The 13102-nt window shown below is 64.6% G+C and carries 14 protein-coding genes; 3 read left to right on the top strand and 11 right to left on the bottom strand.

Features of this window, described 5'->3' with window-relative positions; translation table 11 throughout:
* Both EOD07_RS06375 and EOD07_RS06370 read right to left on the bottom strand, forming a co-directional pair.
* Positions 1-1068 (bottom strand): Zn-dependent hydrolase (locus EOD07_RS06375; protein WP_164772091.1); only part of this gene is annotated, 1068 nt, incomplete at its 3' end.
* Entirely contained in the window at positions 1065-2267 is a 1203-nt protein-coding gene (locus EOD07_RS06370; protein WP_127234406.1) for a diaminopropionate ammonia-lyase, read from the bottom strand. The genes EOD07_RS06375 and EOD07_RS06370, both read right to left, overlap by 4 nt.
* Positions 2268-2369: 102 nt before the next feature.
* Between EOD07_RS06370 and EOD07_RS06365 the strand changes: the two genes are divergently transcribed.
* On the top strand, positions 2370-2843 hold the full coding sequence (locus EOD07_RS06365) for an Lrp/AsnC family transcriptional regulator (RefSeq protein ID WP_127234405.1): 474 nt from the start codon (positions 2370-2372) through the stop codon (positions 2841-2843).
* Between the two features lie 245 nt (positions 2844-3088).
* Here EOD07_RS06365 and EOD07_RS06360 read toward each other — a convergent pair whose 3' ends face one another.
* From EOD07_RS06360 to EOD07_RS06335, 5 genes are all read right to left on the bottom strand, one after another.
* On the bottom strand, positions 3089-4054 hold the full coding sequence (locus tag EOD07_RS06360; RefSeq protein WP_127234404.1) for a branched-chain amino acid ABC transporter permease: 966 nt from the start codon (positions 4052-4054) through the stop codon (positions 3089-3091).
* A 1-nt stretch (position 4055) separates the two neighbouring features.
* Entirely contained in the window at positions 4056-4943 is an 888-nt protein-coding gene (locus EOD07_RS06355) for a branched-chain amino acid ABC transporter permease (protein WP_127234403.1), read from the bottom strand.
* Between the two features lie 708 nt (positions 4944-5651).
* Positions 5652-6464, bottom strand: a complete 813-nt coding sequence (locus EOD07_RS06345; RefSeq protein WP_127234402.1) for an ABC transporter ATP-binding protein — start codon at positions 6462-6464, stop codon at positions 5652-5654.
* Positions 6461-7669 (bottom strand): ABC transporter substrate-binding protein, encoded by a 1209-nt coding sequence (locus EOD07_RS06340; protein WP_127234401.1) that lies wholly within the window; start codon positions 7667-7669, stop codon positions 6461-6463. Before EOD07_RS06340 ends, EOD07_RS06345 begins: the two co-directional genes overlap by 4 nt.
* A 345-nt stretch (positions 7670-8014) precedes the next feature.
* Positions 8015-8722 carry an SDR family NAD(P)-dependent oxidoreductase gene (locus EOD07_RS06335; protein WP_127234400.1) on the bottom strand — a complete coding sequence of 236 codons (708 nt, stop codon included), beginning with the start codon at positions 8720-8722 and terminating at the stop codon, positions 8015-8017.
* A 259-nt stretch (positions 8723-8981) separates the two neighbouring features.
* On the opposite strand from EOD07_RS06335, the gene EOD07_RS06330 reads away from it, so the two are divergent.
* Positions 8982-9323, top strand: a complete 342-nt coding sequence (locus EOD07_RS06330) for a hypothetical protein (RefSeq protein ID WP_127234399.1) — start codon at positions 8982-8984, stop codon at positions 9321-9323.
* Between the two features lie 109 nt (positions 9324-9432).
* Here the strand turns inward: EOD07_RS06330 and EOD07_RS06325 are convergent, their stop codons facing one another.
* From EOD07_RS06325 to EOD07_RS06310, 4 genes are all read right to left on the bottom strand, one after another.
* Positions 9433-10032 carry a YdeI/OmpD-associated family protein gene (locus EOD07_RS06325; RefSeq protein ID WP_127234398.1) on the bottom strand — a complete coding sequence of 200 codons (600 nt, stop codon included), beginning with the start codon at positions 10030-10032 and terminating at the stop codon, positions 9433-9435.
* Between the two features lie 133 nt (positions 10033-10165).
* On the bottom strand, positions 10166-10888 hold the full coding sequence (locus EOD07_RS06320) for an amino acid ABC transporter ATP-binding protein (protein WP_127234397.1): 723 nt from the start codon (positions 10886-10888) through the stop codon (positions 10166-10168).
* The gene (locus EOD07_RS06315; RefSeq protein ID WP_040980680.1) at positions 10875-11543 is read right to left on the bottom strand and encodes an amino acid ABC transporter permease; all 669 of its coding nucleotides are present in this window, start codon (positions 11541-11543) and stop codon (positions 10875-10877) included. The genes EOD07_RS06320 and EOD07_RS06315 overlap by 14 nt, the downstream gene beginning before the upstream one ends.
* A gap of 130 nt (positions 11544-11673) precedes the next feature.
* Entirely contained in the window at positions 11674-12489 is an 816-nt protein-coding gene (locus EOD07_RS06310) for a transporter substrate-binding domain-containing protein (protein ID WP_206519427.1), read from the bottom strand.
* A 326-nt stretch (positions 12490-12815) separates the two neighbouring features.
* Between EOD07_RS06310 and EOD07_RS06305 the strand changes: the two genes are divergently transcribed.
* Positions 12816-13102: SDR family NAD(P)-dependent oxidoreductase (locus tag EOD07_RS06305; RefSeq protein WP_127234396.1), on the top strand; the 287-nt coding region annotated here is incomplete at its 3' end.

Below are 13102 nucleotides of genomic sequence, written 5' to 3'. Positions count from 1 at the left end.
GCCCGAGGTCATGCGCCGGCACGAAAGGCCGGCGGCCCTGGCGCCATCCTCGATCAGCGAGACGATGCGGGCATCGAAGGTCACCGGCTCGAAACGCGCCAGGCTTTCGGCGTGGACGGTGACGCCGGCGCTTGCGGCCAACTTGTCGAGGATGGCGACGAGCGCCGCTTCCATCTCGCGAAGGTGCATCTCGTCGGGGTCGCGAAGGTCGATGGTGAAGGTCGCCCGCGACGGGATGACGTTGATGGCGTTGGGCTCGAAGGCCATGGTGCCAACAGTGGCGACGGTGCGCGTCGACGAAGCGCTGGCCCGGTCGGCGAGGAAGCCGATCACCTGCGCCGCGGCGACGCCGGCATCCCGGCGCATCGACATGGGCGTGGTGCCGGCATGGTTGGCCTCCCCGTCGATCGTGATGCGCTGCCAGGAAATGCCCTGCAGGTTTTCGACCGCGCCGACGGCGATGCCTTCGCGCTCAAGCACCGGCCCCTGCTCGACATGCAATTCGACATAGGCGTGCGGTTTGAGGAAACCGGGCTCGTGCTTGCCGGCATAGCCGATGCGCTCGAGCTCCTTGCCCAGCACCGTGCCGTCGGTGCCGACCGAGGCCAGCGCTTCCTCGAGGTCGCGGCCGCCGGCAAAGACCAGCGAGCCCATCATGTCGGGCGAAAAGCGCACCCCCTCCTCATTGGTGAAGGCGGCGACCACGAGCGGACGGGCCGGCGCGAAGCCGGCCTCCTTCAGGCTCTCGATCGCTTCGAGGCCGGCAAGCACGCCATAGCAGCCGTCATAAATGCCGGCGTCGATCACCGTATCGATATGCGAGCCGAGCATGACCGGCGACTGGCTTTCGTTGGCGCCATCCTTCCAGATGCCGAAGATGTTGCCGATGCGGTCGATGGCGACCTCAAGCCCAGCCTCCTCCAGCCAGCCGACGAGGCGGTCGCGGCCGAGCCTGTCCATGTCGGAGGCGGCGACACGGACCAGCCTGCCCTGCGCGTCGCGGCCGATTCCGCCGAGTTCCTGGATGCGGCCCAGAAGCCGGTCGGCGTTGATGGTCAGATTGCTCATGCCGGCAGTCTCGCGTTTGCGACCTCGTCCGGCGCCATGCCGACCAGTTCGGCATATCGGCCAGGATCCGTCGCGCCTTCGGAGTTGATGATGAGCACGCGCGAATTGGCGTCGAGGCCGAGCGCAGCGCGCATCTTGTTATCGCCGGCGGCGCGGATCAGCCCGGCGAGCCCGGCCCCGCCGCTCTCGCCCGAGACGATCGCCGGATCATTGCCCGAAGGCCGCGCCAGGCGGTTCATCACCGAGACGGCATCTTCCTCGTCCACGGTCATGAAAGCATCGCCAATCCGCGACAACACGCGCCAGGCGACCAGCGACGGCTCGTAGCATTCGAGCATCGCCATCACCGTCGGCTTGCTGTGCGCGATCGTCACCGGACGTCCGGCCTTGGCCGTCTCATAGACGCAGGCCGCCCGCGCCGGTTCGACCACGGTCACAGTCGGCCTCGCGTCGCCGAGCGCAATGGCGAGATGGCCGGCCACCGCCGCGGCGAAGCCACCGACGCCGGCCTGCAGGAAGACATGGGTGGGCGGCTCAGGCAAGCGTTTCAGCGCTTCGCGCACGATCACGGTGTAGCCCTGCATCACCAGTCCCGGGATGCGTTCGTAACCCGGCCAGGATGTGTCGGAGACGACGGTCCAGCCGCGCTCGGCGGCGACGCGGGCGGCTTCCCTGACCGACTGGTCGTAATCGCCGGCGACGCGCACCATCTCGGCGCCGAAGCGGGCGATGGCCGCCACGCGTTCGTTGCTGACGCCCGAATGGACGAAGATGACCGAGCGCGCGCCGACAAGGCCGGCGCCCTGCGCCACCGAGCGTCCATGGTTGCCGTCGGTCGCGCAGGCGAAGGTCATTTGCGCGGCGATCGCCTTCACCTCAGGCTTGCGCAGGTCCTCGACCGCGACGGCGTGGCCGAGCCGCCTGCCGGCCTCCTCCAGGACCAGATGCATCACGGCATAGGCGCCGCCCAGGGCCTTGAAGCTGCCGAGGCCGAGGCGCTTGCCCTCGTCCTTGATGTGGAGCGCACCGATGCCGAGTTCGGCCGCCAGCGAGGGCAAGGCATGAAGCGGCGTCTCGGCATGGTTGTCGCGCGCGGCAAGGAAGCGCCCGGCCTCCTCGGCGCCGGCGAGCCCAAGCGTCGCGGCGTCTTCCTCGGTCAGCGGCTGGCGATGGTCGGGGTGGCGGTTGAGCAGGAACATGGGTTTCTCCGTCTTGATGGCTGAAATTTATTGCAAGCCAGGCGAGAAAGGCGCTCTGTTTCGGCCCTTGAAATGCAAGTTTGTTTCGTTTGGAACACTGCCATGTCTATTTCGCCCGACCTCGACGCCTTCGACCGTGCCATCCTCGCCATCCTGCAGAAGGACAACGCCACGCCGCAACGCGCCGTCGGCGAGGCGGTGAACCTCTCGGCGCCAGCCGTGCAGCGACGCATCAAGCGCATGGAGGAGACGGGCGTCATCCGCGCCAATGTCGCGCTGGTCGATCCGGCCAAGGTCGGCCACCCGATCACCATATTCGTCGAGGTCGAGGTGGAGAGCGAGCGCGCCGAGTTGATCGATGCCGCCAAGCGCGGCTTCGCGGCGGTCCCGGAAGTGCAGCAATGCTACTACGTCACCGGCGAGGCCGACTTCATCCTCGTCGTCACGGTGGCCACCATGGCCGACTACGAGGCACTGACCAGGCGGCTGTTCTTCGAGAACAACAATGTGAAACGGTTCCGCACGTTTGTTGCGATGGACCGCGTGAAGGTTGGGCTTGAGGTACCGGTGGGGTGAGGCGCCTCGCGCCTTCGTCATTCCAGGGCGAAGCGACGCGCGCAGACACTAGAATCCGTGCCGTTACCTCAACGCGTCGCAACGATGCAGAATTCGCCTATTGGTGACGGAGTTCAAGGATTCCATTCTTCCATCGCTGCATCCTTTGGCCGACGTCACGGCATGGATCCTCGGGTCTACGCGTCCGCTTCGCTCCCGCTCCGCCCGTGGATGACGAAGTTGAGGGGCCCCGCGAACTCACTCGCTCAGCCCTTCAGCCCCAGCCACCGGGCATAGATCTCGCCGACGATCCCGCGCCGGAAGATCAGCACGCAGACCATGAAGATCAGGCCGGTGGCGATGGTCACCGGGAAGCCGGACGTCGCCAGCGTGTTCTCCAGCCCCACGACGAGGCCCGCTCCCACCACCGGGCCGACCATGGTGCCGATGCCGCCGAGCAGCGTCATCAGGATCACCTCGCCCGACATCTGCCAGGTGACGTCGGTGAGCGTGGCGAACTGGAAGACGATCGCCTTCGTAGCCCCTGCAAGACCGGCGAGCGCGGCCGACATGACGAAGGCGGCGAGCTTGTAGCGGCCGACCGAATAGCCGAGCGAAATGGCGCGGTTCTCGTTCTCCCTTATTGAGCGCAGGATCATGCCGAAGGGCGAGTTGACGATGCGCCAGATGGCGAAGACGCCGATGAGGAAGATCGCGAGCACGAAGAAGTACATGGCCATCGGCGCGTTCAAATCGACGATTCCGAGAAGCGTTCCGCGCGCAACGCCCTGGATGCCGTCCTCGCCTTCGGTGAAGGACGCCTGCACGCAGAAGAAATAGAACATCTGCGCCAGCGCCAGCGTGATCATGGCGAAATAGATGCCCTGGCGGCGGATGGCGAGGAAGCCCATCACGAGGCCCATCAAGGCGGCGCCCGCGGTGCCGAGCAGGATGCCGGCTTCCGGCGGCCAGCCCCAGGCTTTGACCGCATAGGCGCAGAAATAGGCGGCACCGCCGAAGAAGGCGGCGTGGCCGAAGGAGAGCAGGCCCGTGTAGCCGAGCAGCAGGTTGAAGGCGCAGGCGAAGAGCGCGAAGCACAGCATCTTCATGACGAAGATCGGATAGATGACGAAGGGCGCTGCGATCAGCGCCACGATACCCAGTGCCACCAGCGCCCGTTCCAGCCTGACGGAGGCGGCGGCGCGTTCCGCGTGAAGGGTCGCCTCGCTCATCTCAGGCGTCCCTTCCGAACAGGCCGGCCGGCCGCAACAGCAGAACAACCACCATGATGACGAACACGACGAGGTTTGAGGCCTCGGGATAGAAAACCTTGGTCAGCCCCTCGGCGAGGCCAAGCATGTAGCCGGTGACGATGGCGCCGAGGATCGAGCCCATGCCGCCGACCACCACGACGGCGAAGACGACGATGATCAGGTCCGAGCCCATCAGCGGGCTGACCTGATAGACTGGCGCGGCGAGAATGCCGGCAAGGCCCGCAAGGGCCGCGCCCAGCCCGTAGGTGAGCGTGAGCAGCAGCGGCACGTTGACGCCGAAGGCCTGAACCAGTTCCGGGTTCTCGGTCGCGGCGCGCAGATAGGAGCCGAGCCTGGTCTTCTCGATCAAAAGCCAGGTGCCGATGCAGACGATGAGCGAGGCGACCACCACCCAGCCGCGATAATTGGGCAGGAACATGAAGCCGAGATTGGTGCCGCCGGCAAGCAGCGTCGGCACGGCGTAGGGATTGCCCGAGACGCCGTAATAGTAACGGAACACGCCTTCGATGACCAAGGCTAGGCCAAAGGTGAAGAGCAGGCCGTAAAGCGGGTCGAGACGATAGAGGTGCGACAGCGCCACGCGCTCCACCGCCATGCCGAACAGACCGACGATCAGCGGCACAAGGACCAGCGCCGGCCAGTAGCCGATGCCGAGATGCACCAGCAGCAGGTAGCCGATGAAAGCGCCCAGCATATAGAGCGCGCCATGGGCGAAGTTGATGATGCGCAAGAGGCCGAAGATGACGGCGAGGCCCAGGCTGAGCATGGCATAGAAGGAGCCATTGATGAGGCCGACCAGAAGCTGTCCCAGGAGCGCCTGGAGGGGGATGCCGAAGACCGTCAACATGGCGCGATCATACTCCCAGCACCTCGTGCAGCTTGTCGGTATGCGCGGAAAGCTGGCCGACCGGGAAGCCTTCGACCACCTTGCCATGGTCCATCAGATAGAAGCGGTCGGCAATGCGGGCAGCGAAGCGGAAGTTCTGCTCGACCAAGAGGATGGTCATGCCGCGCTTCTTCAGCGTCGCCAGCAAGTCGCCGATGCGCTGGACGATGACCGGCGCCAACCCTTCCGTCGGCTCGTCGAGCAGAAGCACTTCGACGCCGGTCCGAAGAATGCGGGCGATCGCCAGCATCTGCTGCTCGCCGCCGGAAAGCTTCGTGCCCTGGCTGTTGCGGCGCTCTTTCAAATTGGGGAAGAGCTCGAAGATCTCCTCCACGCTCATGCCGCCCTTGGCCACGACCGGCGGCAGGATGAGATTCTCGTCGACGGTCAGCGTGGCGAAGATGCCGCGCTCCTCCGGCACGAAGCCGATGCCTTGATGGGCGACGCGGTGCAGCGGCAGGCCGATCAGTTCCTTGCCGTTGAAGGTGACGCTTCCCGTCCGCTTGCGGATCAGCCCCATGATGGCGCGCAGCGTCGTCGTCTTGCCGACGCCGTTGCGGCCGAGCAGCGTCACGGTCTCGCCGCGCATGACGTCGAGGTTGACGCCATGCAGCGCATGGCCCTCGCCATACCAGGCGTGGAGGTCGCGCACGGCAAGCAGCGGCTCACTCATGTCCGACCCTCTTCATGCTCCGTCCCCATATAAGCGACGCGCACGCGCTCGTCCTGGCTGACGGTGGCATAGTCGCCGGCCGCCAGCACCTGGCCGCGCTGCATGACGGTGATCCAGTCGCAGAGATCGGCGACGACGGTGAGATTGTGCTCGACCATCAGCACGGCGCGGTCTTTCGCCAGCGAGCGGATGATGCCGGAGATCATGCCGACATCCTCATGCCCCATGCCGGCCATCGGCTCGTCGAGCAGAAGCACTTTCGGATCGAGAGCCAGCGTGGTGGCGATCTCCAGCACGCGCTTCCTGCCATAGGAGAGATCGCCGGCCAGGCGATGCGCGGCGTCATCCAGCCCGACGATGGCAAGCAGCTCGCGCGCCCTTGGCGTGAGCTGGTCGAGCGCGGAGAGCGAACGCCAGAACTGGTAGCCCAGCCCGCTTGGACGCTGCAGCGCGACCCGCACGTTGTCCAGCACGGTGAGATGCGGGAAGATCGCCGATATCTGGAAGGAGCACACGAGGCCCATGCGCGCCACTCTTGCCGGCGGCGTGCGGGTGATGTCGGTGCCGAGCAATTCGATCCTGCCGCTGGTCGGCTGCAGGAATTTGGTCAGCAGGTTGAAGATGGTCGTCTTGCCGGCGCCGTTCGGGCCGATCAGCGCATGGATCCTGGCGTGGTGGACGTCGAGGTCGACATCCTTGACCGCGACGAAGCCGGCAAAGTCGCGCCGCAGACCGCGGGCGGAAAGCACCACCCGCGGCGTCTTATCAGTGCCGTCCGGGCGGACAGCGGTGGTTGTGTCGAGCGTCACTTGGTGACGAGCGGGCAGCCGCTGTCCTCGGCCTTCATGAAAGCCTTGTCGCCCGGAATGGTCGCCAGATAGGTGTAGTAATCCCAGTCCTTCTTCGACTCCTCCGGTTTCTTGACCTGGTAGAGATACATGTCGTGCACCATCGAGCCGTCGGCCTGCACCTTGCCGTTGGCGGTGAAGACGTCGTTGACCGGCATTTCATGCAGTTCCTTGGCCACCGCCTCTGTCTCGTCGGTGCCGGCCTTGTCGATGGCCTTGAGATACTGCGTCACCGCCGAATAGGTGCCCGCCTGGATCATGTTCGGCATGCGGTTGGTGCGCTTGAAGAAGCGTTGGGCGAATTCGCGACTCTTGTCGTCGCGATCCCAGTAATAGCCTTCGGTCAGCACCACGCCCTGCGCCGCCTGCAGGCCAAGCCCATGCACTTCGGCGAGCGTGAAGAGAAGCGCGGCCAACCGCTGACCGCCGGCGACGATGCCGAACTCGGCCGCCTGCTTGATCGAGTTGGAGGTGTCGAGGCCGGCATTGGCAAGGCCGACGATCTTGGCGCCGGAGGACTGCGCCTGGAGCAGGAAGGAGGAATAGTCGGTGGAGCCGAGCGGATAGCGCACCTCGCCCAGCACCTTGCCGCCGCTCGCCTCGACGAGCTTCGCGGTCTGGTCCTTCAGCGAATAGCCGAAAGCATAGTCGACGGTGATGAAATACCAGCTGTCGCCACCCTGCTTGACCAGCTCGCCGCCGGTGCCGACGGCCTGCGAGTGCGTGTCATAGGCCCAGTGGAAACCGTAAGGCGAACACTGCTTGCCGGTGAGGTCGGTGGCGGCGGCGCCGGTGACGATGTCGATCTTCTTCTTTTCCTTGGAAAGCCCTTGGACGGCCAAGGCCACGGAGGATGTCGTGAGCTCCATGATCGCGTCGACCTGCTCGGTATCGTACCACTGGCGCGCGATGTTGGAGGCGATGTCGGGCTTGTTCTGATGGTCGGCGCTGACGATCTCGATCGGCGCGCCCTGCACCTTGCCGCCGAAATCCTCGACCGCCATCTTGGCAGCCTCGACCGACCACTTGCCGCCGAAATCGGCATAGACGCCCGACTGGTCGTTCAAGATGCCGATCTTGACCTTGCCGTCGGAAATCTGGCCGGCCGCGGCCGGCATTGCGGTCGCCGCGAGCAGCGCGACCGAGACGAGACAGGATGCTTTCACTGGTGGTTCCTCCCTGGTGGCCAACCACAGGAAACGCGGCGGCCTCGCGATGGTTCAATGGTTGCGTCCGATATCTTGGAAGATGCGGGGTTCGCGCCCCGATTGCCCTCCTCTGCCCGACCGTGCCACCGCCCTGGATGCGCGAACCTAGCATCACATTTCGCGGGCCTGGAATGCTATTTTCGTAGCATGGCGGATGGATGGGCGCGGTCACAGCAGCGTGACCCTCGCCGGCCTCAAACACCAAGTTGCCCGCACCTCGCGGCCGCTCATGTTGGCGTCGAAGACTTTCGTGCCGGGGTCTAAGCGCTTCGCTTCGTGTGCGGGCTGACGAAGACCGCCTGCTCACCACGGCAGCTTGTTGCCATCGCGAAAAAAGCCGCCTGTCGGGCCTTCGTCCGGCAAGGTCGCGGCCCAGATGATGCCGGCAGCACCTTGCGCGACGGGACGGCCGCCATGGCCGCCCATGTCGGTCGCGACCCAGCCGGGGCAGATCGAATTGACCAGCACGCCTGCGCCGCGCAGCTCGGCCGCCAGGATGCGGGTCAGCGCGTTGAGCGTCACCTTGCTGGTCGAATAGGCAGGCGCGCCGGCGCCCATCGAAGCGAGCGAGCCGCCTTCCGACGAGACGTTGACCAACCGGCCATGGCCGGAGGCGCCAAGCAACGGCGCGAAGGCGGCAGCGACGCGCCAGGCGCCGAAGACATTGGTTTCGAACGCCTCGCGGATCGTCTTCCAGTCGGGCCTCAGCGCCCGTGCGGAGGGGTCGTAATGGATGGCGGCGTTGTTGACCAAAACGTCGAGCCGTCCGAAGCGGCGCTCGACCTCGGCCGCGGCGCGGTCGGCCGCATCCAGCGCGGCGACATCCAACGCGATCGCCCCCACCTGGCCGCCAAGCGTCTTCGCCGCCGCCTCGCCCTTGGCGAGGTCGCGCGCGCCGATGAGCACGGTGAAGCCGAGTTCCGCGAGCTGGCGCGCCGTTTCCAAGCCGATGCCGCGGTTGCCGCCGGTGACAAGCGCCACCTTGCCGGAATGATTCCTATTGCTGGTCATTGCTGCTGCTCCTTGCGTCGCTCACCAAGATGGCATCGATCGCGCCGGTTGATTAGGGCGCAGAGCTCGCACGCATCGTTCGATCGGATTTATGAATGACGCCTGAGCGTTGGCGGCCTCCGGCCCGCCAGACACAATCTGGAAACAAGATTCAACAGTCGGGAAAAACTCGCGAAAAAAGCGGCTGTCATAAGCGGTACCGGAGCAGCCGAATTTGTGGCGCGCGACAACAGACATCTTAACCCAAGGATTGCCGATCATGAAAAAGACCCTTCTTTCCGCACTCGGCCTTGCCGTCGCGCTCGCTTTCGCGGTGCCGGCCGCCAATGCCCAGACCACCACGACGACGACCACTGCTCCGGCGACGACCACGGCTCCGGCGGCCACCACCGAAGCCGCGAAGCCGGCGGCGACCGATGCCGCCAAGCCGGCCGCCAACGGCCCGCACAAGAAGCATCATCGCAAGCATCACCGTCATCATGCTCGCAAGCATCATCACGTGAGGAAGCACTCGAAGCATCACGCCAAGAAGCACCACGTGAAGAAGCACCACGTGCGCAAGCACCATGCGAAGAAGCATGTTGCGAAGAAGGCCGTGTAAGACCGACGCGTTTCGAACTTTATGACCGGATGATCCGGAACCGCTTCAAAAAGGGTTCAGGATCATCGCTTCCCGAAAACGCCGCCCCCTTCCGGGCGGCGTTTTTGGGTTATTTCTTCTTCTGCGGATGGGGGGTCTCGCCGCGCTTCAGCATCGCCACCAGATCGGCGATCTTCTTCTTGCGCCCCGCCTCGGTCTTCATGTTGTGAGTGCGGAAGGCGAGCGCGAAACGGTTCTGGGCAGAAAGCGTTTCCAGCATTGCCTTCGCCTTCGGCTCGGCATCAATCGCGGCCTGCAGGTCCGGCGGAATGACCATCTCCTTCGAGCCGGCATAAGCGCGGTCCCAGCGGCCGTCCGCCTTGGCCGCCTCGACCTCGCGCAGGCCATGCTCGGTCATGCGGCCCTCCTCGATCAGGCGCGCGACATTGTCGATGTTGATCTTGCTCCAGATGCTCTTTTTGCCGCGCGGCGTGTAGCGCTGCAGGAAGCTCTTGTCGTCGAGCGACTTGCGCACCGCGTCGATCCAGCCGAAGCAGAGCGCGACGTCGATCGCCTCCTTCGGCGTGACCGATGCCAGCCCCGAACCGACCTTGTGGACCTTGATCCAAACCTCGCTTTCGCCGGCATGGTTTTCGGCCAGCCACGCATAGAAGCTGCCGGCATCGCGGAACTCGCGCACCTTGTCCGGATCGACCTTGATCGGGGCCATCGCCACCTCTGCCGCATTGCTGACCGGGAGACAGTCTCGCCGATTCCACGGCCCATGTAGCCTCCTCTGTTGCCAGTTTCTGTCAGCAGAAGCCGGCACCAAGGCCGATGGAGGGTAATCCGGCGGTCTGGCGCTACAGGATCTTCGCCAGGAAGCTCTTCGTGCGGTCCCTTTGCGGATCCGAGAAAAGCGCCTTCGGCGCCCCCTCCTCGACGATCATGCCGTCATCCATGAAGATCACCCGGTGCCCGACCTCGCGGGCAAAACCCATCTCATGGGTGACGACGACCATCGTCATGCCCTCGACGGCGAGGGTCTTCATGACCTGAAGCACCTCGCCCACCATTTCGGGATCGAGCGCGGAGGTCGGCTCGTCGAAGAGCATGACCGCCGGTCCCATCGCCAGCGAGCGCGCGATCGCCACGCGCTGCTGCTGGCCGCCGGAAAGCTCGTCGGGGTAACTTTGTTCCTTGCCGACGAGGCCGACCTTGGCCAGCAATTCGCGCGCGACCCTGTTGGCCTCCTCGACAGGGATCTTCTTGACCTTGCGCGGGCCGATCGTGACGTTCTCCAGAATGGTCAGGTGCTTGAACAGGTTGAACTGCTGGAACACCATGCCGACATGCTGGCGCAGCTGGTGGATGTTCGTCTTCGGATCGGTCAGCACCATGCCGGCGATCTCGATCTCGCCGCTGGTTGCCTTCTCCAACCCGTTCAGGCAGCGCAGGAACGTGCTTTTGCCGCTTCCCGACGGGCCGATGACGACGACGACCTCCTTTTCCTCCACATGGGTGGTTATCCCCTTGAGGATCTCGTTGTGGCCGAAGGACTTGTGAAGGTCCTTAACGTTTATCAACTTGAAGCCTCCTCTCCAGGTAGGACGAGAACTTCGACAGCGAGAAGATGAGGACGAAGTAGAGGGCGGCGATCAGCCCCCAGATGGCGAAGGACGCGAAGGTCTCGGCGATCACGATCTCGCCCTTGTAGACCAGCTCGGCGATGCCGACCGGCGCCAGCAGCGAGGTGTCCTTGATCGTCTGGGCAGCCTGGTTGACCAGCGGCGGAATCATCCGCTTGAACGCCTGGGGCAGGACGATATAGCGCATCGTCTGGAAGCCGTTCATGGCGATCGACTGCGCCGCCTCCTTCTGGCCCCGGTCGACGCCGAGGATGCCGGCGCGAATGATCTCGGTGACATAGGCGCCCTCGTTGAGGCTGAGCGTGAAGGCGGCGGCGAGGATGGGATAGGTGAGCTGCCCGAACCACTGGTTGACGGGCAGGATCGCCGGCAGGCCGAGCACGATGAAGAAGAGCTGCACCAACAGCGGGGTGGATCGGAAAATCTCGACATAGCCGGTGGCGATCCAGCGCAGCGGCGCGATTGTCGACAGGCGCATCAGCGCCGCGAACAGGCCGATGACCACCATCAGGAGGATAGCGACGATCGAATACTGGATGGTGAGCCGCAGGCCATCGAGGATGACGGGTAGGTTTTGCCAGATGGAGCCCATGGACCGTGCCTTGGAATGCTATTTCCCGCCTGCCTCGCCGGCGGAGCGCATGGCTCAAGCCACGCGCACCCTCTGGCCGGACAGGCCGGGAAGCTGAGGGAATCCGCCGTTCGGTCGATCCGAACGGTCCTCAGCCCGAAATCGCAACGGAGGCCGGTTTTTGCACCTCATTGACGACGCCGCTGGTGTCGCCTCCAAAATATTTCTCGAAAAGCTTCTGGTATTCACCGTTCTGCTTGATCTTGGCCAGGCCGGCATTGATCTTTTCGACCAGCTCCGGCTTCTGCTTGCTGATGGCGATGCCGTAATATTCGCCGGTCAGCAGCGGTCCGACGGTCTCGACGTTGTCGTGGCCGGCCTTGAAGTTGACGTTGACGGGATTGTCGAAGATGACCGCGTCCGCGCCGCCGGTCTCGAGCGCCTGGTAGGCGGCATCGATGCTCTGGAACTGTTTCACATAGTCCGTCGCGAAGCCGTGGCTGGTCAGATAGTCGACGGACGAGGTTGCCTTCTTGGTGGCGACCACATGGCCCTTGAGGTCGTCGAAGCCCTTGATGCCGGAGTCCTTCTTCACCAGCACCGACAAGCCGGATTTATAGTAGGCGTCGCTGAAATCGACGTTCTGCATGCGGCTGGTCTTGATGGTTATCCCTGCAACCGCGGCATCGATCGAGCCGGCCTGCAGGCTTGGGATGATGCCGTTGAACGGCAGCGTTTTCAGGCTGACCGTCATGTCCTCGGCCTTGGCGATCGCCTTGATCATGTCGATGTCGAAGCCCGTGACCTCGCCATTCGTCTCGGTCTCGAATGGCGGGAAGGTCGTGTCGGCGCCGACCACTATGTTGGTTGCGGCACTTTGTGCCGCCGCCATGGGCGTTGCGCCGAACGAGAATAGGAGGCCGGAAACCAGCGACGTGGCCAGCATGATAAGCGACTTGTTGTTCACAGATGTCTCCTTTCGGCGGGCATTCGTCAGCCTGAATACGTCGACGATCAGGAGTGCGCGCGATGCATGAACTCGGAGCCCGTACTGTGCATCTGGAACGGGCAGCGCCCAAGTCAAGGCTGCCCAAATTGCGGTTTCCTCGCGCAGGACCGCGAGGAGCCGGATTTCCCGCGCGGCCAGGTCTCGCGACCGTTTACGCCAGAGCCTGAGCTGGCAGTCGGCGAGCCCGTCGGCCTCGCCATCGGAGTTTCCGATGGCGCCATCGGTTTCTTCCGTTTCCGCTTCGCGCTGCGACCTGCCAAACCCTCTCCATGCAGAGGAAAGGCATGGACATGGACAAGCAAAGAATCCTGGTCGTCGGCGGCAGCTCGGGTATGGGGCTGGCGCTTGCCAAGCGCTGCCTCGCGGAAGGCGCGCACGTCATCGTCGCCGGGCGCGGCGAAGCGAAGCTGAGCGCGGCGCGGGAAGCGCTCGGCCGCCGAGATACACTGGAAACGGCGGTGGCCGACATCGGCCGCGAGGATGAGGTCGCCGCGCTGTTTCGGCGCATCGGCCGGCTCGACCATATCGTCAGCACCGCCGGTGCAATCGAGGGCGCCTACCGGCTGCTGCC

The sequence above is a fragment of the Mesorhizobium sp. M2C.T.Ca.TU.002.02.1.1 genome (assembly GCF_003997225.1).
Note: the sequence above shows the minus strand (reverse complement) of the source record. Positions and strands in the feature narration are given on the sequence as shown.

Bases quoted from the DNA above. Each gene is read 5' to 3' on its own strand.
- EOD07_RS06370 (WP_127234406.1), bottom strand. From the start codon at position 2,267: ATGTTCCTGCTCAACCGCCACCCCGACCATCGCCAGCCGCTGACCGAG.
- EOD07_RS06365 (WP_127234405.1), top strand. From the start codon at position 2,370: ATGTCTATTTCGCCCGACCTCGACGCCTTCGACCGTGCCATCCTCGCC.
- EOD07_RS06360 (WP_127234404.1), bottom strand. From the start codon at position 4,054: ATGAGCGAGGCGACCCTTCACGCGGAACGCGCCGCCGCCTCCGTCAGG.
- EOD07_RS06355 (WP_127234403.1), bottom strand. From the start codon at position 4,943: ATGTTGACGGTCTTCGGCATCCCCCTCCAGGCGCTCCTGGGACAGCTT.
- EOD07_RS06335 (WP_127234400.1), bottom strand. From the start codon at position 8,722: ATGACCAGCAATAGGAATCATTCCGGCAAGGTGGCGCTTGTCACCGGC.
- EOD07_RS06330 (WP_127234399.1), top strand. From the start codon at position 8,982: ATGAAAAAGACCCTTCTTTCCGCACTCGGCCTTGCCGTCGCGCTCGCT.
- EOD07_RS06325 (WP_127234398.1), bottom strand. From the start codon at position 10,032: ATGGCCCCGATCAAGGTCGATCCGGACAAGGTGCGCGAGTTCCGCGAT.
- EOD07_RS06315 (WP_040980680.1), bottom strand. From the start codon at position 11,543: ATGGGCTCCATCTGGCAAAACCTACCCGTCATCCTCGATGGCCTGCGG.